This is a genomic window from Thalassotalea sp. G2M2-11 (assembly GCF_017168195.1).
Taxonomy (GTDB): Bacteria; Pseudomonadota; Gammaproteobacteria; order Enterobacterales; family Alteromonadaceae; genus Thalassotalea_E.
The window spans coordinates 696,213-721,101 of sequence record NZ_JADNYL010000001.1 but is presented as its reverse complement, the minus strand read 5'-3'; the positions used below and the strand labels follow the sequence as shown (position 1 = coordinate 721,101).

The following is a 24,889-nucleotide window of genomic DNA, read 5'->3' as shown; positions in this document are numbered from 1 at the left end:
AAGTTTACCATTGGCGCTTTTTGTGACCCCATACGGCATAATAAAGAATGAAGGCATAGCAAGGTAGCATCACCCAATACGACATTTGTGAATTACCGGTATATTCCACCATAAAGCCATAAAAAAGTGGGAATAATGCGCCCCCCGAAATCCCCATGATCAACACAGCAGACCCCATTGCGGTTTGTTTACCTAAATCTTTGAGTGCCATTGGCCATACGGCAGGCCAAACAATCGCATTAGCAAACCCTAACAATGCAACAAATAACACAGTGTTCGGAATTGCCGGCACACCCGTCCATGCAAATAGCAGCTCCCATATCCAGGTACTTTGCTGTGAGGTGAGCAAGATTAACGTCACAAATATCAGTCCTAACACAGCAGAGCTCATTAGCGCCTTTTCTTGAGAGATCAATCTTGGAATGGTCAAGATACCCACAATGTAGGCAAGTACCATAAATGCCATGGTATACGAGGTTAACTCGCCAAAATTAGTGACGCCTAAGCCTTTACCATAAAGCCCTATGGTATCGCCGGCTATCACTTCAACGCCAATGTATAAAAACAGTGTTATCGCCCCCATCACCAAGTGAGGAAAATGCATGATCCCTTTTTTATTATCGTCATCTTTAGCACTATCACTTGTTTCATCTTCCGCTAAGTCAACTTCTGGCAAAGGCGAAAAGTAAATAAACACCGATAAAAGTGCCAGCATTGCCGCCATGATCAAGTAAGGGGTGATCAATCGGTTAGACAATTCTTGAAGTTCTATCATTCTTTGCTCTATTGCTAAGCCTGACAGACGAGCTTCATTAAACTGAGACATATCAGTCAATACATATGCGGTGAAAAAAATCGGAGCGATAATGCCCGCACTCTTATTTAAAATCCCCATAAAACTGATCCGTACCGCTGCTGATTTAGCCGGACCAATCACCACAAGGTACGGGTTTGCTGCCGTTTGTAATACAGTTAACCCAGTACCTAAGATAAATAATGCCGCAAGAAAAATGGCGTACATTTTGGTTTGTGCCGCGGGAATAAACACTAAGGCACCAAGCGTCATGATCACTAAACCACCAACAATGCCATTTTTATATCCAACCCGCTTTAACAATGCGGCCGACGGTAGTGCCATCACAGTGTAAGCGACATAAAAAACCAAGGTGACTAAATAAGCTTCAATATGATTGAGCTCACAAGTAATTTGTAAAAACGGGATCAATGAGCCGTTTAACCAGGTCACAAAGCCAAACATAAAAAACAGCCCACCAATGATTATCATAGGCAGGTAACGGTTGAGTGTCCCCTCAGCATTGAGTGGCCGAGAAACGATTTGAGTTGTCATGATAACGTCCTAAAGTAACAAGTTAGAGCTATTGCTTGTATATTTCCACACTCTAGCATATTTAACAACACATTTTGAAAGTTTCATTAACTTTCAGATCAAACTTTCTGTTTTCAATTCACCTGTTGCCTTTTTCATTAAAATAACGAACAATGGCCGTATGACGCCTGTTAGCACTTAGTTTTCAATAAGTTCTAACCATAGCAACCTTATTAAACAGAGAATGAATATGCTAAGTACCATTGAAAGACGCCAGGAAATCGTATTATTGACTGAAAAGAAAGGTAATGTCTCAGTCAAAGAACTGGCTGAAACATTTAATATCTCTACCGTTACCATTCGTAATGATTTAAATGAACTCAATCGCTTAGGGTTACTTGTTCGTTCAAGAGGCGGGGCCGTTCCTAGTAACCGCCTTACCAAAGAGTTGTCAATTAAAGAAAAACACAGTAAAAACCATAAAGTAAAACAAAAACTCGGTGAAGCGGTAGCTCAATTAATTAAAGACGGTGACGCCATCATACTCGATTCTGGCTCCACTACAGAAGAAGTGGCTCGTAGCTTGCTCGATAAAAAAGAATTAACGGTAATGACGAACGGGTTAAACATCGCCAACGAACTAGCTCAAGCTGAAAATTGCGATATATTCATCACCGGTGGCCGATTAAGAAAAAAATCCATGTCTTTTTACGGTACTCACGCCGAAGAGCGCTTAAAATACTATAACTTTGGCAAAGTGATTTTAGGGGTCGATGGTATCGATCTCAATCGCGGTATTAGCACGCATTATGAACCTGAAGCAAACTATAATCGCGCCATGTGTGACAACGCGGAACAAATTATTGTAGTAACCGACTCATCAAAGTTTGGCAAACGTTCTCTTCACTCGATTATCGCACTCAATAAAATTGATATTCTTGTCACCGATAGTAATCTTTCAAAAGAATACAAAGACGCAATTGAAGCCCTTAACATTGAATTACATATCGTGAATATTTAATGATTATCGCCTGCTGTCACCATAAAAATTCAGCCAATGTTTCATGGCTCTAGTAGCCCGTTGCTAGCGCCATACCATTAGGTTTGGCGGTATAACTCTATGCTTGTGAGCCTAAATACTCAGCTGATGCCATTTCAATTAAGCGGCTTTTGGTGCGTTCAAACTCAAACAAGAGTGTACCGTCATTATACAAGTCTTCCTGAGCAACGTGTGCTGTGATCATTAACCTTAAGTGACAGTCATAGCACTCATCAATCAATGCAATAAATCGTCGAGCGGCATCATCCATCTGCGCCAGTATCACGGCTCGCTCCCCTGTTTCTCCTGCCGCAATATTAATATTAGAGCCGTTATCTTCAGTGCCTCTGGCCTTAATGGTTTCATATGCCTGACCACTCATTGAAGGCACATTAAATAATAAAATAGTGGAAAATTGTTTGGCTAACTCGACATAATCCAAATGGCTACGTGGCCCCTGACATAATTGTGAAAAATCAAAACAGATAACCCGTTGTGTTTCCTCAATACTTTTCGCTATGCAATGAATTTTTCGCCCGAGAATCGTCACGCTTTCATTTAACAAATCGTGCGGTTTAAGTGAGAATCGCGCCAGCAAACTGTTGTGTAATGCTGTTTGTGCTTGCTGGCAATGGGGTAACTTAAAATAGCATTGTTCAACAGTTAATGACCGGCGGCGATGATCTTGTTGGCCCGCTAAATGTAAAATAATATTGTGCTGCTTAATGGCTGCTATCGCAGGTAAAAAACGTGCTCGTTGCAGCCCATTTCGATAAAGCTCATCTGGTGCACAGTTACTGGTGCTTACTACAACCACTCCAAATTCAAACAGATATTGTAATAAAGTTCCCAATAACATGGCGTCACCAATATCAGAGACAAAAAACTCATCAAAACACAACACTTGATACTGTTTGCTAAATTGTTTGGCAAGGTATTTCAACGGTTCAGCTCGACCAGCGCAGGCTTTGAGTTGCGTATGCACATCTTGCATAAAGTGATGAAAATGTTGTCGTTTAGCAATGCCATTAGGCAAACAAGCGACAAACAAATCCATCAAAAAGGTTTTACCACGCCCTACTTTGCCCCATAAATAAATGCCTTTTAACTCATTTTTTTTATGATGAAAGCGTGCTTTACCTTTAACTAAGCGATGATAAAGTTGTTGAAGTAAATCAACCGCTTGTTGTTGCGATTGATCGAAACTTATTTGATTGTTCGCAACTAATGATTGATATTGAGTGGCAGGAGAGCTATCGCGCATGTTTTTTTAAATAATATAAACAATCAACCTATTGTATCGTTAATAAAAAACACGATAAATCAATATCAACAGAAATTTGAAATAAAAATCATTACATTCAGCGATGAAATAACAGCGTTCTAGCCCGTCAAATATCACACCACCGATCACAAAGTCACAATTTAGAAAAACCAACGTCAATACAATAGTGATCTTTTCACTAATTCAAGCTAAAATACCTGTATACTTATACAGGTATTTTTATATGAAAGTTATTCCTATTTACATTGAGGCTGGTATTACGGGCTTTGAATCACCCGCAGCAGAATACAAAGAACTCGGCTTATCACTGGACAACCTATTAATTAAGCACCCTAATGCTACTTTCATTGGCTTAGCCTCTGGCAGTTCAATGCAAGGGGTTGGTATTTTTGATAAAGATCTGCTCATTGTTGACCGTTCATTAACACCGTTAAATGGCGACATTATCGTTTGTAATTACAACGGTAATTTTACCTGTAAAATATTAGATAAAGTGAACCGTCGGCTTGTCTCTGCCTCTGACATGCATAACCCCGTGACTGTCTACCCTGATGATGATTTTCAGCTTGAAGGGGTTGTGAGTCGCTCCATCAGAATGCACAAACAAGCAGATTTATCATGTATGCTTTAGTAGACGCTGTTGCTTTTTATGCCTCGGCTGAAAAAGTCTTTGATCCCAGTATTAGAAATAAACCCGTTGTTGTTTTAACCAACAACGATGGTTGTATCTGTGCGGTTTGTCCAATAGCCCGAAAACTAGGGATCCCAAAGTTCACGCCCTTTTTTAAAATTCGTGATTTTCTTTATCAACACCAAGTCGTCATTCGCTCGAGCAACTACGAACTATATGCCGATTTATCAGAAAAGATGATGAATGTTATTGGCCAGTTTTGTGATAACCAATATGTATATTCGATTGATGAATCCTTTCTGGCATTTCAATCTTACCCTAGTATTGATGACTTTCACGCATACGGACACAAGATTCGTCAAGCGGTGTGGCAGCAAGTAAAACTTCCCGTTGGGGTTGGCTTTGGCTCGACACCAACCTTAGCAAAAGCGGCAAATCATGCGGCTAAAAAACTCTCTGGCTTTAATGGCGTTGCCGTTATAAATAACGAAACAAACAGGCGCGATATACTTTCAAGAATGACTGTCGATACTGTATGGGGCATTGGCTCAAGGCTGAGTAAAAAACTCAAATTAATGGGCATTCACACAGCATTAGACTTATCAAAACAACCCGCTAACTACATTAGAAAACAATTCTCCGTTGTGGCTGAAAGAACCGTATCAGAACTTAACGGCATAAAGTGTATACACTGGGATAATATTGCTCCTGCCAAAAAAGAGATATTTTCTACGCGCTCTTTTGGTCAACGGATAACTGACTTTCACCAATTAAAATCAGCATTAGCCTTTCATGCAGATACTGTGACCAAAAAAGCAAGACAACAACAATCCCTTATTAAACGCCTGATGGTGTTCGCAGCCAGTTCTCCACACGAAGATAACTACTATAAAAATGCTATTTGCATACAGTTAACCTCAAGTACTGATAACACCTTGTACATTGCGGCTTGCGTGGCGCAAGCCGCCAAACAATTATATGCACCGAATGTGAGGTTTTATAAATGCGGGGTTGGCGCCATTGAGCTTACAGATAGTTATCAACCTGACTTGTTTTCAGGTGATATTAATAATCTCAAGTTAATGAAATGCTTAGATGCAGTAAACCATCGTTATGGCGCAGGTACTTTGTCAATTGGCTCAATGAAACCTGAAAAGTGGGCGATGAAACGAAATTTTATGTCGCCTCGCTATACCACAAATTGGCAGGATATTCCGAGAATAGAATGCTAAATTTTATGAAAAGATAGACAACCTTACTATCCATTTTCCGATTGATAGAAATAAAAAGATAATGATCAACAAGTAACTGCATGTGATATATCAGGAACGTTAGCTAACGTTCATATCGATAAAGCATTAGGTTGGTTATTCCAAGACGCATCAATAATCACTCATAATTGATATCGAATCATGCCTGCTTTTATGTCAAAGCTAGAGCCCCGATAAGGGGCCCATATAAAGAATTAAAAAATGCTCCAGTGTTATTCAGCCTGAATAATGACCTCTACTCGTCTATTTTCAAAGCGTCCTTGCGCAGTGTTATTATCAGCAACAGGCTTTAACTCGCCATATCCTACTACGCTAAATGCAGAAGCCGCCAAACCTGTCTTATACATTAAACGCTTGGCAACAGCATCCGCTCTGGCTTCAGATAAAGGCTGATTGTTTTTCTGAGCACCAACCCAGTCAGTATGTCCTTCAACCGTCACTTTAACTTTGCCATTGTATTGGCTGATGTTATCGGCTACAGCATCTATTTCTGCCATAAAAGTCGGTTTAATCTCACTTGACGCAGTATCAAACAATACATGTAAGGTAATTTTCTCTAATAGTGGACAACCCGCATTGTTGACCTTGATTCCAAAACCAGTATTCGGGCAGTTATCTTGCGCATTTTGCACACCATCACCATCAAGATCTGGGTTGCTCTCTGGAACACTTTCTTCTTGGATAACTAACGGTTTTTTCGGTTCTTCAATCAATGGCGATTTAGCCACGTTTTGCTTAGTCGCAGCATGGGATTTATTCTGTTCACTGCTACCAAATCGATAAGTAATGCCAAGACTTAAAACATTGGACTTATCATTATCAAAATTAAACCGTTCCCACTTCGCATGCAATGACCAGTCAGACGATAAATCATGTTGCAGGCCAAGTCCGTAAAACAGCTCTCGACCATCGAGTTTGTCATCACCAACAGAACTGCCAACGTTTGATGTCACATATTTACCTTGCCAGTCAAAAAGTCCTATTTTGCCATAAAGCGCGGTGTCTTCAGAAAAATAAAAGTGGTAATTCCCCGCAATAAAAAGCCCCTTGCCAGACTCAGGATGGACATGCTCAACACGATCAAAAAAAGCATTTTCATCGTAATAATTGCCAGTTACTCGAACCAGCACTTCACCTAAATCTTTATAACCTGCTTCAATACTCCAGTTACGATCAAAGGAGTAACCCAAGGTCAGATCATAGGCAAAATCTTTATCATCAACCTCAGTTGCTATAGCATCAATGCCATTGTTACCAAAACGACGGTTCATCTTGCCAACCGTAGCTGAGCTGTCAGCCCTGCCGACAGAAGCACCAACATACCAAGGTTTAAATACCTTATCGTTGTTAGCTGAATTGTCATTCGCCGTCGAATAGTTATTTGCTTGCGTTTGGTAAATACCTGACACAAACAGTGATAAGAGCGCTATTTTAATTGTTTTTTTCATGTTCTTACCTTACGTTTAAGCCCTGAAATCAAAATCAGTAGTAATAACCAGTAAAGGGTTAATGCCCCTCCACCTTTAGTAACAATATCATCACTTTTACTGACCGCACGCTCAATAGTAATAGCAACCTGCGCCGTATCGGTGCCACCATGACCATCACTGATGCTATAAACAATTATATCGTTACCGATGTAATTATTTACTGGTGAGTAAGTGAGAGTGCCGTTTTCTTCGATGACAACATTACCAAATGATGCCGACGCAGATAACACTCGAATAATATCACCATCAGGATCTGAGTCATTCGCCATAACCTGAATACCGACACTGTTACCTTGTATCATCACAATCGCATCATCAATGGCAATTGGCGGTTGATTCTCACTCAACAAGACAGCAACACCACCTGGGTCAACAATAGTACCATTTGCTTGGCGGTCTTCATCGTTCGGGCCACCATCCTCGATTGTCAGTTGCACACACCAATAGCCTGCAATTAATCCCGGTTCCCAAATATCGCCCCCCGGAGGCGGACAGAATCCTCGTTCCCCCGACGCACTATGTATCAGATTTTTCTCATCTTCAATAAAGGTAAACCATTCTTTCATCGTACTAAACTTACGATATACTGCATTATCAGGAATAATTTCCCGTTGTGGCAAGATGATCTGATAACTTTGACCAAAATCAGGTAAACCTCGAGCAATAAAATCAAAAATACCTCCAACATGGCTTGCCTCAGGATCAGGCACCAACTCGTCATCTGGCTGAGCGATATCCGAATCACTCAGTTGTGCACCTTGTAACTCTCCCCGATATGCAAATAAGCCAACCCTCAGACATACCCCCGGATCACCTTCAACCATAAAGGCATCTTGTTCACTACCTTGCTCAAGCAGCACATTACATTCATCTCGGGAATCGAGATAGTCTGGAATACCATCTTCGTCACTATCGCCAAAACCTTCCATATCATCAGGTATAAGGTCACCATCGCTATCAATATTCGAAAGCATCGGCAACGACTCAATCACTTCAAAGTAAATATCAACAACCTGAGACAGGGCTGGTAAGCCGTCATCAGTCACGGTTAACTGAACAACATATAAACCTTCTTCCATTTGGCTTGGGTCTATAGTAAAAGTAGCTTCATCAATATCTATATCTGTAACATTGCCACGGGTAACAGCCCAATCATAGCTATGGTTATCATCTACGTTTGGATCGTAAACTGAGCTAAAGATCACGGCATCCCCTTCATCTTTGCTGATAGTTAAACGATCTCTCTGGTTCTGTGTCATTAACAAGCTAACTTCAGGCGCAATATTACCTTCAGTAATGGTAACAACATGTTCACGCTTGTTACCCATATTAATATCGCCAGCAAGAGATACAATCAAGGTTTCATCATCTTCATCAATATTATCGTCATAGATGGAAACCTTAATCGTTGTTTCGCTGCCATCAGTGATAGTGGCAATACCCGACATCAAGGTATGGTCACTGCTGTCACTTGTACCTGAAACGGTATAGGGCACTTCTAGTGGATAAGTTGGAGACAAACCATTTAAGTACACACCTATCACGACATTCTCACCTTCCAATACAGTTTGGTCTTTGCTAAGAGAAATCAGAGGCCGTACATAAACTAATTGCTCAGCCGTCGTGGTATTACCCTCTTCATCTGTAGCTTGCCATAGGGCATGATTAACACCCGGTTCAAAAAATGTCGAGTCATTAACAAGCGATACCGGCAACGGATTACCGAAGCGGTCTGCCGCTGCAGCAACCCCTAAATCTACCTTGGTATATAAGGCAACAGCATCAATATAAACCGTACCTGGAGGCGTAACCGTTGGACCATTCTCGCCACCGGTTACTGTCACAGTGACGGTAGCTGTATCAAAACCACCAGCATCATTACTCACCAGATATTCGATAATCACCGTACCAGTAAAGCCATCAGCAGGAGTATACACCAGCTCGCCACCAACAATTTCTACGCTACCCGAAGAGCTAGACGCAGACACCAATGTCAAAAGGTTACCATCTGGTTCAATATCATTGGTTAGCACATCTAATGTGGTAGTGACTCCAGCAGGCATCTCGTATTCGTCATCAACGGCATTGATCGGCTCATCGACTGGAATTACCATAATTTCAACGGTAACCGTTGCCGAGTCTAATTTGCCATCGTTAACCCGATAACTGAAATTGTCTGGTCCGCTATAATTTGGATCAGGTGTATAAATCCAGTTAGCACCACTACCGGTTAACGTGCCATGAAGCGGCTGTGACATCAGCTCGTATGTGAGCTCATCACCATCTTCATCTCGGCCTTGTAAAGTAATAGGCAACTCTTTATCTTCATCAACGGTGAGCACCATCGCCTCAGCAACTGGCGCATCATTAATGGCAGCAACATTTAAGGTGATTGTCGCCTCATTAGAGTCTAACTCGCCATCCGATACCACAAACGTAATAGTATCTTTCCCAGCAAAACCAGGGTCTGGCGTATAAACCAATGTTGGCGCCAATCCAGATAATTGACCATTTACAGATTGTTGGCTGATACTGAATGTCAATGGACTACCTTCAACATCATAACCGATCAAAATAACGTTAACACTGCTATCTTCATCAAGATTAATCAATTGATCATAGGCTACCGGCGGATCATTGATCGGTGTAATACTTAATACAACAGTGGCAATATTACTGATAGCTCCCTGATCATCCTTAACCTGATAGGTAAACTCATCATAACCGTTATAATCAGCCGCTGGTGTATATTCGACAACTCCAGTTACAGAATTAATGGCTAAAGTACCAAATTCTGGCTCAGTAATAATACTGACAGTGGACACGTCAATAGAGCCATCGACATCAGTATCATTACCCAGAATATTAATCACCACAGGTAAGTTGGTTTCTTCTAAAACAATTTTATCTTTGTTCGCTATTGGCGCATCATTCAGCGGCGTAACATTAATAGTCACCGTCGCCTGATTTGAATGCAACGGCGGCTCAACAGGTGATAAATTACCGGTATCATCTACCAAATACACAAAGCTATCCATTCCTTGGTAGTCTTTTTCTGGCGTATAAGTCACAAGGCCTGTCACAGGGTCAATACTTAACTGACCATGCTCCGGATGCTTAATAATTTGCACCTTAGTCGGATCCGGCGTGCCATCTTCTGTATCAGTATCATTAGCTAAGATATCTATTTCAACAGGCGTATCTTCATCCGTTGTCGCACTGTCATCTTGAGCTACGGGCGCATCATTCACTCCAATAACAGTTATATAGACAGTAGCAATATTACTGATCAATCCATGCTCATCCGCGACTTTATATTGCAGTTCATCATTACCGACATAATCAATTTCTGGTGTGTAGGTCAACACACCATCAACCACATTAATCTCACCATGTGCGGGTGCTTTTGTGATGACCAAAGAGTTAACATCTAGGGTGTCACCATCAACGTCTAAATCGTTAGCCAATAAATTAATCTCTACCGGCATTTCTTCATTCGTCGTAGCGACATCACTGACCGCCTCTGGCGCATCATTAACATTAATTACTTCAATGGTGACGTTTGCAATATTAGTGATGGCATTTTCATTATCACTCACCTGATAACTCAACGTATCTTCGCCGTTGAAATTTAAATCTGGTGTATAGGTAACCGTACCCGAAGTCGGACTAATAGTAATATCCCCGTGACTTGGCTCCTTAATGATCACCACACTTGAAGGGATCAGTTTACCTTCAGGATCGACATCATTTGACAGAATATCAATGACAACTGGCGTCTCTTCCTGAGTGCTTGTTGTATCATCAGTAGCAACTGGCACATCATTCACAGGGTTTACAGTAATTGAAATTGTTCCTTCTAAAGATATCGCCCCTTGATCATCAGTGACCGTGAAAGTAAAACTGTCTTCCCCAAAGAAGTTACTGGCCGGTGTGTAAGTAAGGTTAGGTATATCCCCTGTTAACACACCATTAGTAGGATTCGTTGCTTGAGTATAACTAACGACCGTACCATCATCATCTGTACCAGATAAGGTAATGGTTAACGGATTATCTTCATCAACACTCAGACTTTGCGGCGTTGCTACAGGAATATCATTTACGTCAGTCACTGTGACGGTTACCGTCGCTGTTGATGTTCCGCCATTACCATCGGAAATGGTATAGGTAATAGTCACTGTACCTGAGAAATTAGCTGCTGGCGTGAAGCTTAAAGTACCATTTGTATTAATGCTCACCTGACCTGATGACGCACTTGCTGAAATCACACTTAAAACATCGTTATCTGGATCTGAATCATTAACTAAAACAGCGATAGTATTATTAGTGCTATCTTCCGCAACTGTCGCAGTGTCATTTACTGCTGTCGGCGCGTCATTTACATTATTCACTGTAATAGTGACAGTCGCTGCACTCGAGACACCGCCATCATCATCGGTTACTGTAAAGGTAAAACTATCATTTCCAAAAAAGTTAACATTCGGAGTGTAAGTCAAGTTCGGTAAAGTGCCGGTTAGCAAGCCCCCTGAAGGACTAGTCACTTGAGTGTAACTAGCAATAGTGCCATCAGAGTCTGTACCAGATAAGGTGATCGCTATTGGTGTTTCTTCAAGCGTAGATATATTCTGAGGAGTTGCTACCGGTAAATCATTTACGTCAGTTACCGTAATGGTTATTGTTGCTGCTAATGAGGTATTAGTTGCTATATCAGTAACCGTAAAGGTAAAGCTGTCATTTCCAATATAATCAGCACTTGGGGTGTAGATGAGATTAGGGGCGGTTCCCGATAATCCCCCATTCGTAGGTGCTGATACTAGCGTGTAAGTCAACGTATCGTTTTCAGGATCCGTACCTGTCAAAGTAATGTTAAGCGGTGTATCCTCACCCGTAGTTAACGTTTGTGGATTAGCAACTGGCGCCTCATTAATATCAGTCACATTAATAATAATATCGGCTGTTCCAGTCAGGCTGCCATCATCAACTTGTACTGTTAAGGTATAACTGGTCGTGGTCTCATAGTCTAACGCACCAATTAAAGTAATTTCACCCGTGGTGCTATTTATAGAAAATTTGCCTGCATCATTACCCGAAATAATACTGTAAGTTAGGGCATCGCCATTGTCATCACCACTAACTACCGTCACCACCGAAGTCGAAGTAACAGTGTTTTCATCAATAGATACAGTTTCAGGACGTGCCCAAGGCGCTATATTGATCAATTTACCAAAACGCACTGATGTGGTTTGTCCCGCTTCTGCGTAAAGCGCAATACTGGCAGGAGTGGTATCGGTGTAACCCGCAAAAGCTGAAACATTAACCGTATTGAGTCCTGGAGTAAGACCGTTCAAACGTATGATACCATTACTATCCGTCTGCCCAATCTCACCCGAAGTCATAGAAACGGTAACTCCGCTTAATGGCAACTCCTCACCATCTTGCACTCCATTACCGTTGGCATCACTAAATACATAAGCTAATACAGTAGCATCAGGTTGAAGCCCAATATTACTACTACCGTCATAGGCACTCATATCGATAGTTTCAGGGTTATTATTAGTCGTTACAAAGTAACCTGACGGCACGCTAGTATTTAATGTCAAACCACTGCCGCTAACACGAACAAATTCAAAGCTACCGTTATTAGACGTAAGGACATCACTAAAACCAGTTAAACTCATAGTGACACCTGGCAAAGTTTGCTCTTGCGCATCTTGCTCGCCATTTGCATCAATATCTTCAAATACGGTGCCGGCTACAATTCCTTGAAATTGATCACCAAATATCGCCGACTGGTCTGCTTTACCATTAGCGTCCAAAGAGACAGAAACACTATTGGTTGTCGTGCTGATATAATGCGTTGGATCCGTTTCAACAACAGAATATGTTTGATTCGCTGTTAAACCAGTAAAACTGTACAAACCATTGACTAAAGAAGTTGTTGTTACTCCACCATCTAAGGTAATTGTGACACCGCCAATGCCAGATTCACTCGCATCTCGTCTAAAATTACCATTGATATCATGATAAACCTCACCATCAATGGTGCCGGAAACTTTAATACCAAATAATAAGCCTGTATTCACATTGGTATCACTCACCGTAACAGATAAGCTTTCTGCAGTTGTAGCAACAAACCCCGTAGGAACAGTAATAGCTAAGCTATAATCTCCATCAGCAAGATTACCGTAATAAAAGCTTCCATCTCCTTGCGTAGTATTCACTACCGAACCTGGGGTTACGGTCATATCAACACCATTTACCCCTGGTTCACCAGCATCAAACTTACCGTTAGCATTAAGATCATTAAACACCAGCCCTGTTACTACGCCACGCTTCATATCGGCAAAATTGGCCACCGATTGCGTACTTGGCAAAGTCACATTAATAGAATTAACACTGACGCTGACATAGCCTAAAGGATCTGTTTCTTCTACCCGATAACGTCCCTCAGGTAATGTCACTGAATAATACCCCTCAGCATTGGTTCTGACCGCGGTCACTATATCGCCCGGATTATAGGTGACGCTATTATAAACGATAGAAGATGTGCCATTGTGATAAATACTGATAGTGACAAACGGCAAGCCTTGCTCACCATCATCTACACGAGCATTACCATTATCATCGCTGAATACAAAACCAGATATTTTACTTACTGGCACATCACCAAAATTAATAATAGAACTGCTACCTGAACCAAAAGATGTTGGCACTATATCAGCCGTTGTACTGGCATAACCTGTGGGGTTAGTCTCCGACACATAATATTTGGTATTTGGTGACAAACCAGTGAATCGATAACTACCGTCCGCAGCGGTAGTGGTTGTATTTAAAGTTACCTGAGCTTCGTTAGTAAGGGTAACTGTTACACCGGAAAGACCAGATTCAGAGCCATCTTTGCTGCTATCACCATCTTTGTCGAAATAAACTACCCCGGCAATTTCTCCCTGCTTAACAACACCAAACGCTACTGAAATATTGCTTCCCACACTATAGTTAATCGTAATATTGGTGGCAGAATTTGGAACATATCCCACAGGCAACACAGTATTTGAAATAGTATAAACACCCGCACTTTTCGCAGTAAAATCAATCTCCAGTAAACCACCACCAGCTGTTGTACCGGCATTCACGGCATCTAATGTAATGTCTGCGCCATCAACTACTGTTTCACTAGAGTCATACTGGCCATCACCATCTAAGTCTTCATAAACTAATACTGTAACTTTTGATTGAGCACGAATAGGAATATCAATAGCAGCAGTCGCCGCACCTAATACAGTGACGTTTTTAGTCGTTTGTGTATAGCCCGCTGCCGATGCATTTCGCATGCGGTAATTGCCAGCAGCCAGTCCTGTAATACTATAACTATCACCATTATCGACAAAGATATAATCTGTACCAGAAACTAATTGGCTGCCATCTTCTTTAAAAATTTCGACAACTTGAGATGAATGAGGATTCTCAGTCGATGACTGATAAACGTTATCACCGTTAGTATCAATAAATACCGTTCCAGCAATACTACCTACCGGTGCCGCAAAACCACCATTCACTGCTTCAAAGGTATCTGGCGGCACGTCTCTAAAGCCCTGCCAGTCTTTTTGTAATGGATCGGTATTAGAAGCCGACGATGAGTAAAATACACCAATGCCAACATTGGCATCGTAATTGGCAAACGCATCAGGAAAATCGTCAACCGGAATACGAACATCTAGGAAGAAATCATGAGACGTACCGCAGATCACAGACTGATCTTCGGTAATAGTTATAATAGATGTTGCTTTCTCAGCATCTGTGGCATTAGTACCCGCAGCGATATATTCCATAATCGCGACACCGTCATCAATAACGTTATTACTATTACTATCTTGATATAGCCAGACGCGATCTAACTTGCTAGATGCGAACGTACCATCGATATCAATGATGTAATCATTATTACCGTCATTCTCGATATCAATCATAAAGTTCCAGTGCGAACTCTTAAGCCCTGGCCCATTTCGCCCTGCTTCCGACGGATTGGCATCCAAACGCATACGCATCACTAAATAAGCATCATTGGTGGTATTTAGATTGGTATCGGTGTCTTCATATTTTATCCAAGTGCTTGGCATTGGACCTGGCGTTGCACCGTCAGCTGAACAAGATGAAATATCAATCGATGTCGGCTGCACCGAGGCACCACCATTAGTTGGGTCACTGGAGCCTTCGTAATCATAAACAGCCTGACCACCTACCGTGTAAGGAACAAAATTATTGATCGCTGTTGCTCCTCCTTCTGCGGGATCTCCCGGTTCAGGTTGAGCATTAACAATAACCTTAATCATCAAAACATCCGTTTCTTTACCGTCTGTTACTTGAATTTCAAAGTAATCAACGCCGTAATAATCGGCATCAGGTATGTAGTCTAATGTCGTTGGGCTATCACCTGTTCCTGAAACCGTCACACTGCCATGTAACCCTTGCAACCCTCCGGCAACTAAACTCCATGTTAACGTATCGGCATCTAGATCTGAGGCGTTAACACTTGGTGCAACCCAAGCTATTGGTGATTCATCTTCATCTATGGTAATCGTTAACGGACTCGTTTGAGCAATAATGGGTGGCGCATTAAGCGGATTAGTGCCATTGGCCACTTCATCACCATCTGAAACACCATCACCATCGGTATCAGCAATCAGCGGATTGGTGCCATTCGTTTGTTCATCAGCATCACTTAACCCATCATTGTCATCGTCAGTATCCGTGATATCTGGCACACCATCTTCGTCAGTATCAATGCCAGGATCAATAGATGCAGTCCATACGGAGAAACCATCTAGACCCGATAAGGTCAAGGTGTTTGCGGTTGTATCGACAATTGCACCCGGCTGTTCCGCCCATGTGCTACCGGCATCGATAGATTTGAATAAGCTCAATTGTTGTTCGCTCAACCCATTCAGTTCCGCATCAACATAACCAAAAGCAAACGTTGCGTTAAGTCCGGTATTCGTGGTGGGTGTAATATTATATTGGCGTTTAATGCTAACAGGATCAGACAGGGCAACATGCTGGCGCGTTATGGTTGTGCTGCCCATGTCCGCTGCTGTGGTGATCACAGCGCCTAAGCCTGCCACGTTTTCGGCAGATAAATTGCTCAGCGGGCGTGTGGTAGTGATACTACCGCTCTCAACGCCATCGACGATCGACCCCGTATCTTCAAACAACGTTGCCGTTTGACCTAAAGTGACAACTTGGCCGTTTAAATCTAAATTGGCGTTTAGTATGAGACTGCCATTAATCGTCATACTCGAATTAAGCGTCGGAGAAGCCCCAGTCGCTATCGATAGACCTTCAACACCCGTAGTCGACATGACGGGGGAAACGGTTGAGGTCGCATCAAACGTTGTTCCATTTAACGTTGCGCTCGACGCATTACCTGACGCATCCGCAGCTGCAGTGCCGGATGTTTCATCCAATTTGTAATAAGCTTTGAGATCCGTTTCTGCACCAGTTAACGTGGTGCGCATCGAGGCCCGAATTTCCTCAGCGGTGCGGGCATCTTCCCAAACCCGAACATCATCGATTTCGCCATTAAAGAACCAAACAGGCGCAGATGAATTCCAATTCATCCCCCCGATGGTAAAGGTATCTAGATTTGTGAAATCCATCGAGAACGTTTGCGTGGCATCCTCATTACCATCTACGTAAGTGGTAAAGGTTTGCCCAGACTTGACCAAGGCTACATGGTGCCAGTTACCATCCGCTACATAGGTTGTCGCAACGCCTGAAAAAGATGCCGTATTGACAGTATCTCTCAGGTAAGGCGCTAAATAGCCACCATTAAAGCGAAACTGTACATGGGTGACGCCATCGGCATCCCCCAAACCAATGATGTCTTTTTCTATTCCGCTATCACTGCTTTTCACCCAAGCTTCCAAGGTAAAGTTAGTGTGATTTGTGATGGGATAGGTTGCCGCAGTAATGTGATCATCAACCCCGTCAAAGAGCAGTGCATTAACCGCATCCGCTGTATTTGCCGAAATCGTCGGGGCGGTCACACTGGCATCAGTAATAGCGATATGATCAGACCAAAGCGGTGCACGCCCTAGACTCCAATTTGTCGCGTCATTCCAGTCAGCGCTGTTGCCTAACCAGGTATTAAATGTCGACGTATCCACCCAGTCAGCATCATCCATATTGACCAAAGTGCCGCTGTGACTGTTAACAGAAACATCTACCAAAGTCGTGCCACTATTATGTTCGAAGTTATAGTAAGCAACTAACCCAGTAGTATTGCCCGAAATATTTCGCGCCATATTCTCGCGAATTTCTTCAGCAGTGCGGGCGGTATTCCACACTCGCAGCTCATCCATGGCACCATTGAAAAACTGGACACCACCGGCACCATCATTATAAGAACCAATACGAACATTGCTGCCGGTATTATCGAGGATTAGATTGAGGCCGCTGCCTACAGTGACACAAGACACCAAGGTTTCTTCAACACCATCAATGAAAATGCGAATACCTACACCGGATTCAAAAACACCCGCAACATGATGCCAGCTGCCATCATCAGCAGGATTGGTGGTTGAATTACAACGGTAATGATTACTGCCACTTGAAACATGAACCTGCATGGCATTATCACGATGGCGCAAGCCCCATTTCAGAGCAACTACGGCTGCGGACGAGTTATGGCGAGTCAAAATTTCGGTAGCAGTAGTATCATTGAATTTTAACCATCCCTCGATAGTCACGGCAGATGTGATATCACCCCAATTGCTATTGGTGACATTCACATAATCATTCACGCCATCGAAATCGAGTGCTTTGGGGAAAGGCTTGGCGGATTCACGATAAATAACATTGATATCACTGTTTAACGTTAAGCCGGTGCCATCGGAATTAAAATAGGAATCACCATTGCCATCAACAAAGGTGCTCACACCAAAAGAGTCGAAATAACTGCCGGTGTAGATATTAATGTTACCGCCACTCCCCGTGGATAAATTGCCGGATAAATATACCACATCACCGCCACCAGTATCCCCTGCAGCATTGAGGTCCCCAGCATTAAGCACAATGGCCGTACTGGAGGTAGACGTGGTGGTCAGGTCAGCGTTGATCACAATATCACCACTTTGAGTGACCATACTGATATCACTACTACCGGCATCCAACGCCCCCGAAATGGTGATGGCATCGTAATCATCTGTATGGTTTGTTTTGTTGACCACATAATTCACATTATTGCCTGTGGTCACGGTGCCGGTTTGATTAATGGTACCGCCATAAACGGTTAGCGAGCCGCCAAGGTTGGTATCACCGGCAATCGCGATCCCCGATTCGTTGGTTGATTTACCAATGATCACACCCGTCATGGTGTTGGCATTTTGCAGCACAAAGTTGGCTAAGGTGCCGCCCACGGTAACAGTAGGCGAACCAGAACCTGACCAAGTAAATAAATCCTGTGTTGGTTCACCGTATACACCATCCGCATCGGTATCAAAACCTGCGTGAGTAGGCTGGATTATCAACAACCCCGGGGTACTTATCGTCGTGGTATTGCCATTAACGTAAAAGCGATCACCATTAATGGTGATATTACCGCTGCCAGTTGAAATACTGTTTGTGCCTTGAATAGTAAACTCATCACTGCTTTGCTCGCCCGCAGCTGTCAGCGTGATATTACCGGCTGTACTGGTGATACTACTGTTAGCAAAATTAATATCCCAAACCCCCGACTTACCAGATGAACCGATTAGACTGATATCTCCCGCTGCGCTAAAACTCGTGCTGCCCGTGTTAATTCCTCGACCACCATTGGTGGCTGGGCTGATAGTTTCCACGGTTAACGTTCCCGCTGAACTCACCGTGACCGCGCCAAATGACATGGCATTTTGATTAACATCGCTTGGACCACGAGCAATCATCGAAATATCCCCAGAGTTCACCGTGGTCACATTCGCACTTATGGTCATGGCCACCGTGCCTATGGCAAGGTCACTACCGACATCCGCATCTAAAATAATATTGCCATTAGTGGCAGTTATCGCACCAGATGCCCCCTGATTGATGCTACCGCCATACACAGAAACCGGGCCGCTCACATTAATGCTATTGCTCAGCGTCACCGCGCCTTGGTAATTAAATGTAACCCCACTCATGCCGGTGTAATCACCCAAGGTAACGCCGGTTAAATTGGCAAAGTCAGCAATATAGAGGTAGTTATAATTGCCACCAAAATTATGACTCGCCAATTCATCGTGGGACCAACCCAAAGCGGCCCCTGAACTATGCGGCATCAAGGTAAAATGTCCAGTACTGTTAATGCCGACAGAATTATTTCCTGTAGCAGCACCATCCAAAATATAATCGGCAATCAACGTCACATCTCCGCTGCCCGCCGTAATCTGCGTAAAAATGCTATTGTCGACCTGAATACCATTGCGAGTGGCGGTATTGTCGACCCCGTTACCAGCCCAAAGCAGCACATCACCGCCGTCGGTAGTGATACTGGCATAAAAATCCAACGCATTGGCATTGGCACCCGAGGCGCCGATGGACGGGCCGTCGCCCACGGTGAGGCCGTTCCAGGTGCTGCTTGTTGCACCACCATCAGTACTGCCACCGATCCAAACATCTCCACCATAAGTGGTGATATTTCCTAATACTGAGACACCCCCCTCATTACCATCATCATGATCACTCCAAAGCACCACATTCAATGGTGTGCCAGACACACTTGAAATACTGGTGTTCTGATAGATTCGCCCAGCCGCTTTAATGGTCAAGGTTGATGTGGCGCCACCTGTTTTGCTGATCGCACCGCTTAAAGACATGCCTGCATTCACGGAGGACGTACTATGAAGAAAAATATCCCCGGTATTGCTGCTGGTTATGGTGCCAGCTGCCGCCGACGTGATAGTACTGCCAGTAATGGTAATTGGGCCAGCTGCTTTCACACTATTACTAAGGGTAATATCACCTGCATAGTTGAAAGTCACGCCACTCATACCGGTATAGTCACCGAGTTGCACCCCCGTCAGATTGGCGTGGTCGTTGATGGCAAGATAGTTAAACTGCGTGTTATTAAAATCGGCTCGCGCCAGTTCCGTGTGCTGCCAACCCAGTGCCGTTGTCGGAGTATTAGGAAGTAAAGTAAAGACACCGGTACTGTAGACTTCCATGGCATTAGCACCGGAACCAGTTACCTGATCGGCGATAAGGGTGAGATCGCCACTACCGGTAGACAAGCTATTGAAATTCGAACCAGTAATCGTCATGCCTGACTGACCGCCACCGCCAGTATTGCCATCGCCGGTCCAAATGAGCAAGTCACCACCTTGGGTGTTGATGTCAAAATTAATCAGATCGATGGCGTTGTAGTTAGATGCACTGCTGCCGATTGAGGGGCCATCGCCGACGGTGAGGCCATTCCAAGTTGATGTGCCATTACTGGAGTTACTACCGCCAATCCAAATGTGACCGCCCGCCGCCGTAATAATGGCTCGTGAAGTTCCACCTAGCGATATACCGGCATCATTTGAATTATTACTGTCACTCCAAATAATCACATTGAGCGGGTTACCCGTATCCGAAGAAATCGTATAGTCAACGAAAACTCGAGAGGTTGATTTCAGCGTAAGGGTTGAGGCGCCGCCACCCACTTTACTAATGTTACTTTCAATAGAAAGATTGCCATTAGCCTCAATGGTGACATCGGTACCGGCACTGAGGTAATTCGCTATATCAGTGTTATTAACGTTACAAGAAGCGCCCGAGAACGTGCCTGACGGTGACTCTGTACAGCTTGTTACTGACGTTGAAACCGTAACTGGACCTGACGATACAACGGTTGTTGTTTCTGTTGAACCCCAATCATCAATAGCCGTACCGCCACCAGTGGAGGTGCGAAGAAACCCAAAGTTATAGTTACCCTCAGAGGTGGCATTGGTGATATCCGTTAACGTGACCTCAACGTTAGAACCTGCTGCAACATCTTCTGTAATTCTTATCCAACGTAGATTACTCCACGCGCTACTATCTGCACATGTTTTAGTGACACCGTTTACTTTTACTGTGAGCTTCTGACAAATATTAAGTTCGTTCACTGCAGGATCATCAACGGTATAAAAACCTGTCGGAAATTGCACGTAAAAAACTTGATCATTAGCGGCCACTGAAAGTGCTGTTTCAGTGGTAAAGGTAAACGTATAAGTCGCTTTAACGCCAGGAGAGCTGTCACTTGCTGTGACACTAGTGTTGGTAAGCGTTCCTGCCAAGACCGGCAACGAGCACAAAAGAAATAACAACGCAAAAAGTGTTTTTGAAATATATTTCAGAAAGTTAACTGATTGTGAGTAAATATTTAGCTGAGCAATAAAACTTTCGAAAAAAACAAACTTTCCAAAATAATTCAACAACATACACCAATTCCTCTATTGATTTTAAGCATCAATCATTTTTTAGTATAGTTGCTTTTTTTTATTACAGTTTAAATAACTTAGTTTTGACAGACATATGATAAATTCAATAACAACTTAATTTTTAGTAATAAAATTTATAGCATCGTATGACTCCATGCGAAGTTTCAACAGTTACAAAAGATACTGCAACCGGACATGCCCAAAGGTATTGTTATTAGTACGATCATAATGGCGGTTTAGTGCCCCCTTCATAAACAAGAGGTAATTGTTCATAATAACCAAAGTAGCTAATGCACCAGCTATGAATATCGCGAATTTTTTACTGCGAATAACCTAATTCCAAACATGAGCGAAGAGAGCATTGCTTAAATGGTGCTGTGGTTGAAAGCTTCTATCACTCACTTAAAAGTGATCTGCTGTGTTGCGCACAAAGGACATTAACCTGATAGTTTCAACAGAAAAGTCACAGTATTTACATATGATCCCAAGTAACTATGAGAGCGCAAGAGATCAGCTACTAGCTAAAGCTTCTGCTAAATAGTTTACCAAACCACTTCATACTGTAACCCCTCCACTAGTGAAGCCTAACAAATTTCAAAAGGAAATCATTATGCAACTAACGTTTAGTGCTAAGCGGTTGTACTTTACTGTGTTTGACTTAAATCAGTTATGTCGAAATAGGAGTTTTACTGTTGCGGTAACCTAAAATTTACCACAAAAGAACGGAGGAAGACCGTAGTTGTTGTCAGCTACGGTTTTCATTATTTTTATTTTACTCTGTAAGTTTTGCTACTAAGGGGGATAATGAATTTAGCTGCTGCAGCGACACAACAGATTCAGTATTTGTTACGTCATTACTACGTGCAGCAACTTTAATCCAAAACAGTAGGGTCAAAGTTCCATGTATGATCACAATTTCGTGTACAACGCACATAAGTTTTATATCGATCTTTGGAAACATTAATGTCTACCAACTTTAACTTTCCATCACATTTAGGACAATCACCGCTAATTTTAGATATAAAAATTTCACCATCGTTATTTGCTTCTAAGTTAAACCATTTAAGTCTTGAGAATCGAATTCTAGAAAGCCTAATACCATTGATCAGTAAAAAAACACTAAATGCTAATAAAAAGAAATATAAAAGTGGCGAAGAATTACCAATCACACTATAGATAGATGCACAGCTACCAACAAACCCCAATGCTCCAGATATAGTTAACCATGATGCCTTAACAGGCGTTCCTGCAAGTGTAATAGGCTTTAAAAACTCTCTACCAATATAAGCAGCCTCTTCCTTATTATCGCCTTGATAAACATCACCAACATGCAGGTGACTATCTGAAATAGTATTATTTCCAGCAAGGTTAATACTTCCATCTCCATTTACATCATTACGAGTATTTGAAGCTAAGTCTTTACCGCAATGACTACAAAAGCTGTCGATATCAGAAACGGCTTGACCGCAATTTTTACAATACATAATTTACATCTCAAAATTATTATCCAGTCATTATGACTAAATCAGCGTTAATAGATTTTAAGCATCAAAATAAAAATAACACCAATTAACTGAATATTCTTTAAAAGAATCATGTCGTAACTCAAGCATTAGTATGTGAGCAGTTTTGTTGTTTCAATACCGAAAGTAGTTCCTGAAACATGTTATCCAATTCTTTATCTAGACCAGTTTCTTTGAAACATATTTCATTTGAAACTTTGGCTTTAACAATCTTTCGGCACTTATACCAAGTAACTAAATCACAACTCCAAGAAACGTTTAGGATATCTTCATTGTAGCCATCAATAAGCTTACTCATTGCTGAAAAGTTCGCATTTTTAAGCTGTTCTGACATATGTTCTTTTAGAGTTGATACTTGAGAGAAAAATTCTGAATTTGAGACATTACTCTCATACGCCTCTTGTGCATCTAGAAGGGAGTTAACATTATCTAATCCCTTTAACCTAAAGGCCAAAACTGGTTCATCTTTACATAATTCTTTTAATGAAGTTTCATATGACTTAATGAAATCTTCATCAATTTTTGGACGTTGAGTACTTACAATTCTGCATAAATGGTCTTTTATCATGTTTACCAACTCAGCAGGCATTTTTTCTTCTTCAGGCAAACCAATTTTATTAAAGTACGCTTCAGAATACTCAATATACTTATCTGCAATATCGTTAGGATCTATGTTGGATGTAACCAATAGATGCCTAATTTCAAGCAAATGAAACAAGACCGTTCGTTTTGCTTTTAACCGCTCAGATCTAGACTTCAAGTAATACCCAATTCCGCCTAATAAAGCTCCAACCGAAACGCCAGCTAACGAAGCAACTACTTTAGGATCCATATTTCCACCTATCTCATTCCTTAATCCATATAATAACCATATGAAGTTTAACGAAAAGTTTGTTATGTAGCAAAGAACTAAAGTGATAAAGAAAGGTATATTTGGACAACTGATCAATAGAAAATTGTAACTCGTAAACTAACGACTGTTTTAACTCACTTGGTGACAATATTTCTATATCAGGTAACCAATATTTGAGTATTGGGATTATTTGTTTTTTATCGGTGATGGTTGAAGTAACTAACAACCTGTCATCGTCTAATACTTTTAGTAACTGTTGCTCTGGTAGTAATGATGTATTGCAAAAATGTCCGGCAATAGCACTATCTATTTTCAGTACCACTTCAATAGGCTTATCTGTGAGCCAAAGCATGGGCGAATTTGTTATTTCACTATCAATACTTTTGCTACGAGTGAAGTTTAGTTGTGTTACCACTACTTCACTTATGTTCGCTACTTTGAACGATTTCAGCATGTTATTGTGTATGGCAGCCAAATACCACCAACCTCTATCGTTTACCAAGCGATAAGGGCTTACTTTTTGATACTGCTGTTGCTTATATGTGAAGCTTACTATTTGAAGATTCTGGATTACTAATGTTAGTGACTTAAAGGTTGATTGGTAGTTGGAAACATCTTCAACTTTCATATCACGAAACAAAAACGGTGGTACTTCATTATTTGATAGTCTACTGAATGATAGCGCATCGTAAGCAGGAAATATCTTAGACAAACCCAAAATATCAAGCACAGGTTTAATGTGATACTTACTGCTTCTGCCTAAGTATCTAGGATTTAAGTAGTAGGTTGAACCAGTACGTTGTATTGGCAAGTAGCCTAACCTTTCATTTAGGTCACGGTGCAATGTTCGAACCGACACCCCGTAATCTTGAGACAAAGTTTCCAGCACTAATCGTTCACCCATATTTAATCGGGTAAGAATCAGTCCTAGTCGCTTGGCAAGAGTATCGTGAGTATGCATCCACATATTTTATCTGTTGCGCCTGCAAGGGCATGTCGAGAAAGAATAAATATTTACTCAATTCAAGCCATCAGGCTAAAGCTTTTGTTATC

10 protein-coding genes are annotated in these 24,889 nt (G+C 42.0%); 3 read left to right on the top strand and 7 right to left on the bottom strand.

The genetic code is table 11. The features are described 5' to 3' along the window. Positions 1-4: 4 nt before the first annotated feature. Positions 5-1,348, bottom strand: a complete 1,344-nt coding sequence (locus tag IV514_RS03080) for a sugar MFS transporter (protein ID WP_206483429.1) — start codon at positions 1,346-1,348, stop codon at positions 5-7. A 229-nt stretch (positions 1,349-1,577) separates the two neighbouring features. Here IV514_RS03080 and agaR point away from each other — a divergent pair, with 229 nt between their 5' ends. Beyond that, positions 1,578-2,348 (top strand): transcriptional repressor AgaR, encoded by a 771-nt coding sequence (gene agaR, locus IV514_RS03075; protein ID WP_206483428.1) that lies wholly within the window; start codon positions 1,578-1,580, stop codon positions 2,346-2,348. 97 nt (positions 2,349-2,445) lie between these two features. Here the strand turns inward: agaR and zapE are convergent, their stop codons facing one another. Then, positions 2,446-3,630 carry a cell division protein ZapE gene (zapE, locus tag IV514_RS03070; protein ID WP_206483427.1) on the bottom strand — a complete coding sequence of 395 codons (1,185 nt, stop codon included), beginning with the start codon at positions 3,628-3,630 and terminating at the stop codon, positions 2,446-2,448. Positions 3,631-3,874: 244 nt separating this feature from the next. Here zapE and IV514_RS03065 point away from each other — a divergent pair, with 244 nt between their 5' ends. Both IV514_RS03065 and IV514_RS03060 read left to right on the top strand, forming a co-directional pair. Further along, positions 3,875-4,282, top strand: coding sequence for a S24 family peptidase (locus IV514_RS03065; RefSeq protein WP_206483426.1), 408 nt, complete (start codon positions 3,875-3,877; stop codon positions 4,280-4,282). Continuing rightward, positions 4,270-5,514 carry a Y-family DNA polymerase gene (locus IV514_RS03060; RefSeq protein ID WP_206483425.1) on the top strand — a complete coding sequence of 415 codons (1,245 nt, stop codon included), beginning with the start codon at positions 4,270-4,272 and terminating at the stop codon, positions 5,512-5,514. The genes IV514_RS03065 and IV514_RS03060 overlap by 13 nt, the downstream gene beginning before the upstream one ends. Before the next feature lie 251 nt (positions 5,515-5,765). Here the strand turns inward: IV514_RS03060 and IV514_RS03055 are convergent, their stop codons facing one another. The 5 genes from IV514_RS03055 to IV514_RS03035 all read right to left on the bottom strand — a co-directional run bounded on the left by IV514_RS03055 (position 5,766) and on the right by IV514_RS03035 (position 24,803). After that, positions 5,766-7,001 carry an OmpA family protein gene (locus IV514_RS03055; RefSeq protein ID WP_206483424.1) on the bottom strand — a complete coding sequence of 412 codons (1,236 nt, stop codon included), beginning with the start codon at positions 6,999-7,001 and terminating at the stop codon, positions 5,766-5,768. Beyond that, positions 6,998-21,316: an Ig-like domain-containing protein gene (locus tag IV514_RS03050; RefSeq protein ID WP_206483423.1), complete on the bottom strand. Its 14,319-nt coding sequence runs from the start codon at positions 21,314-21,316 to the stop codon at positions 6,998-7,000. The genes IV514_RS03055 and IV514_RS03050 overlap by 4 nt, the downstream gene beginning before the upstream one ends. Positions 21,317-22,332: 1,016 nt before the next feature. Next, positions 22,333-22,944: a zinc ribbon domain-containing protein gene (locus IV514_RS03045; protein WP_206483422.1), complete on the bottom strand. Its 612-nt coding sequence runs from the start codon at positions 22,942-22,944 to the stop codon at positions 22,333-22,335. 121 nt (positions 22,945-23,065) lie between these two features. Then, positions 23,066-23,815 (bottom strand): hypothetical protein, encoded by a 750-nt coding sequence (locus IV514_RS03040; RefSeq protein WP_206483421.1) that lies wholly within the window; start codon positions 23,813-23,815, stop codon positions 23,066-23,068. A gap of 13 nt (positions 23,816-23,828) precedes the next feature. After that, positions 23,829-24,803: a WYL domain-containing protein gene (locus IV514_RS03035; protein WP_206483420.1), complete on the bottom strand. Its 975-nt coding sequence runs from the start codon at positions 24,801-24,803 to the stop codon at positions 23,829-23,831. Positions 24,804-24,889: the final 86 nt, after the last annotated feature.

Bases quoted from the DNA above. Each gene is read 5' to 3' on its own strand.
- agaR (WP_206483428.1), top strand. From the start codon at position 1,578: ATGCTAAGTACCATTGAAAGACGCCAGGAAATCGTATTATTGACTGAA.
- IV514_RS03065 (WP_206483426.1), top strand. From the start codon at position 3,875: ATGAAAGTTATTCCTATTTACATTGAGGCTGGTATTACGGGCTTTGAA.
- IV514_RS03035 (WP_206483420.1), bottom strand. From the start codon at position 24,803: ATGTGGATGCATACTCACGATACTCTTGCCAAGCGACTAGGACTGATT.
- IV514_RS03045 (WP_206483422.1), bottom strand. From the start codon at position 22,944: ATGTATTGTAAAAATTGCGGTCAAGCCGTTTCTGATATCGACAGCTTT.
- IV514_RS03055 (WP_206483424.1), bottom strand. From the start codon at position 7,001: ATGAAAAAAACAATTAAAATAGCGCTCTTATCACTGTTTGTGTCAGGT.
- IV514_RS03040 (WP_206483421.1), bottom strand. From the start codon at position 23,815: ATGGATCCTAAAGTAGTTGCTTCGTTAGCTGGCGTTTCGGTTGGAGCT.
- zapE (WP_206483427.1), bottom strand. From the start codon at position 3,630: ATGCGCGATAGCTCTCCTGCCACTCAATATCAATCATTAGTTGCGAAC.
- IV514_RS03060 (WP_206483425.1), top strand. From the start codon at position 4,270: ATGTATGCTTTAGTAGACGCTGTTGCTTTTTATGCCTCGGCTGAAAAA.
- IV514_RS03080 (WP_206483429.1), bottom strand. From the start codon at position 1,348: ATGACAACTCAAATCGTTTCTCGGCCACTCAATGCTGAGGGGACACTC.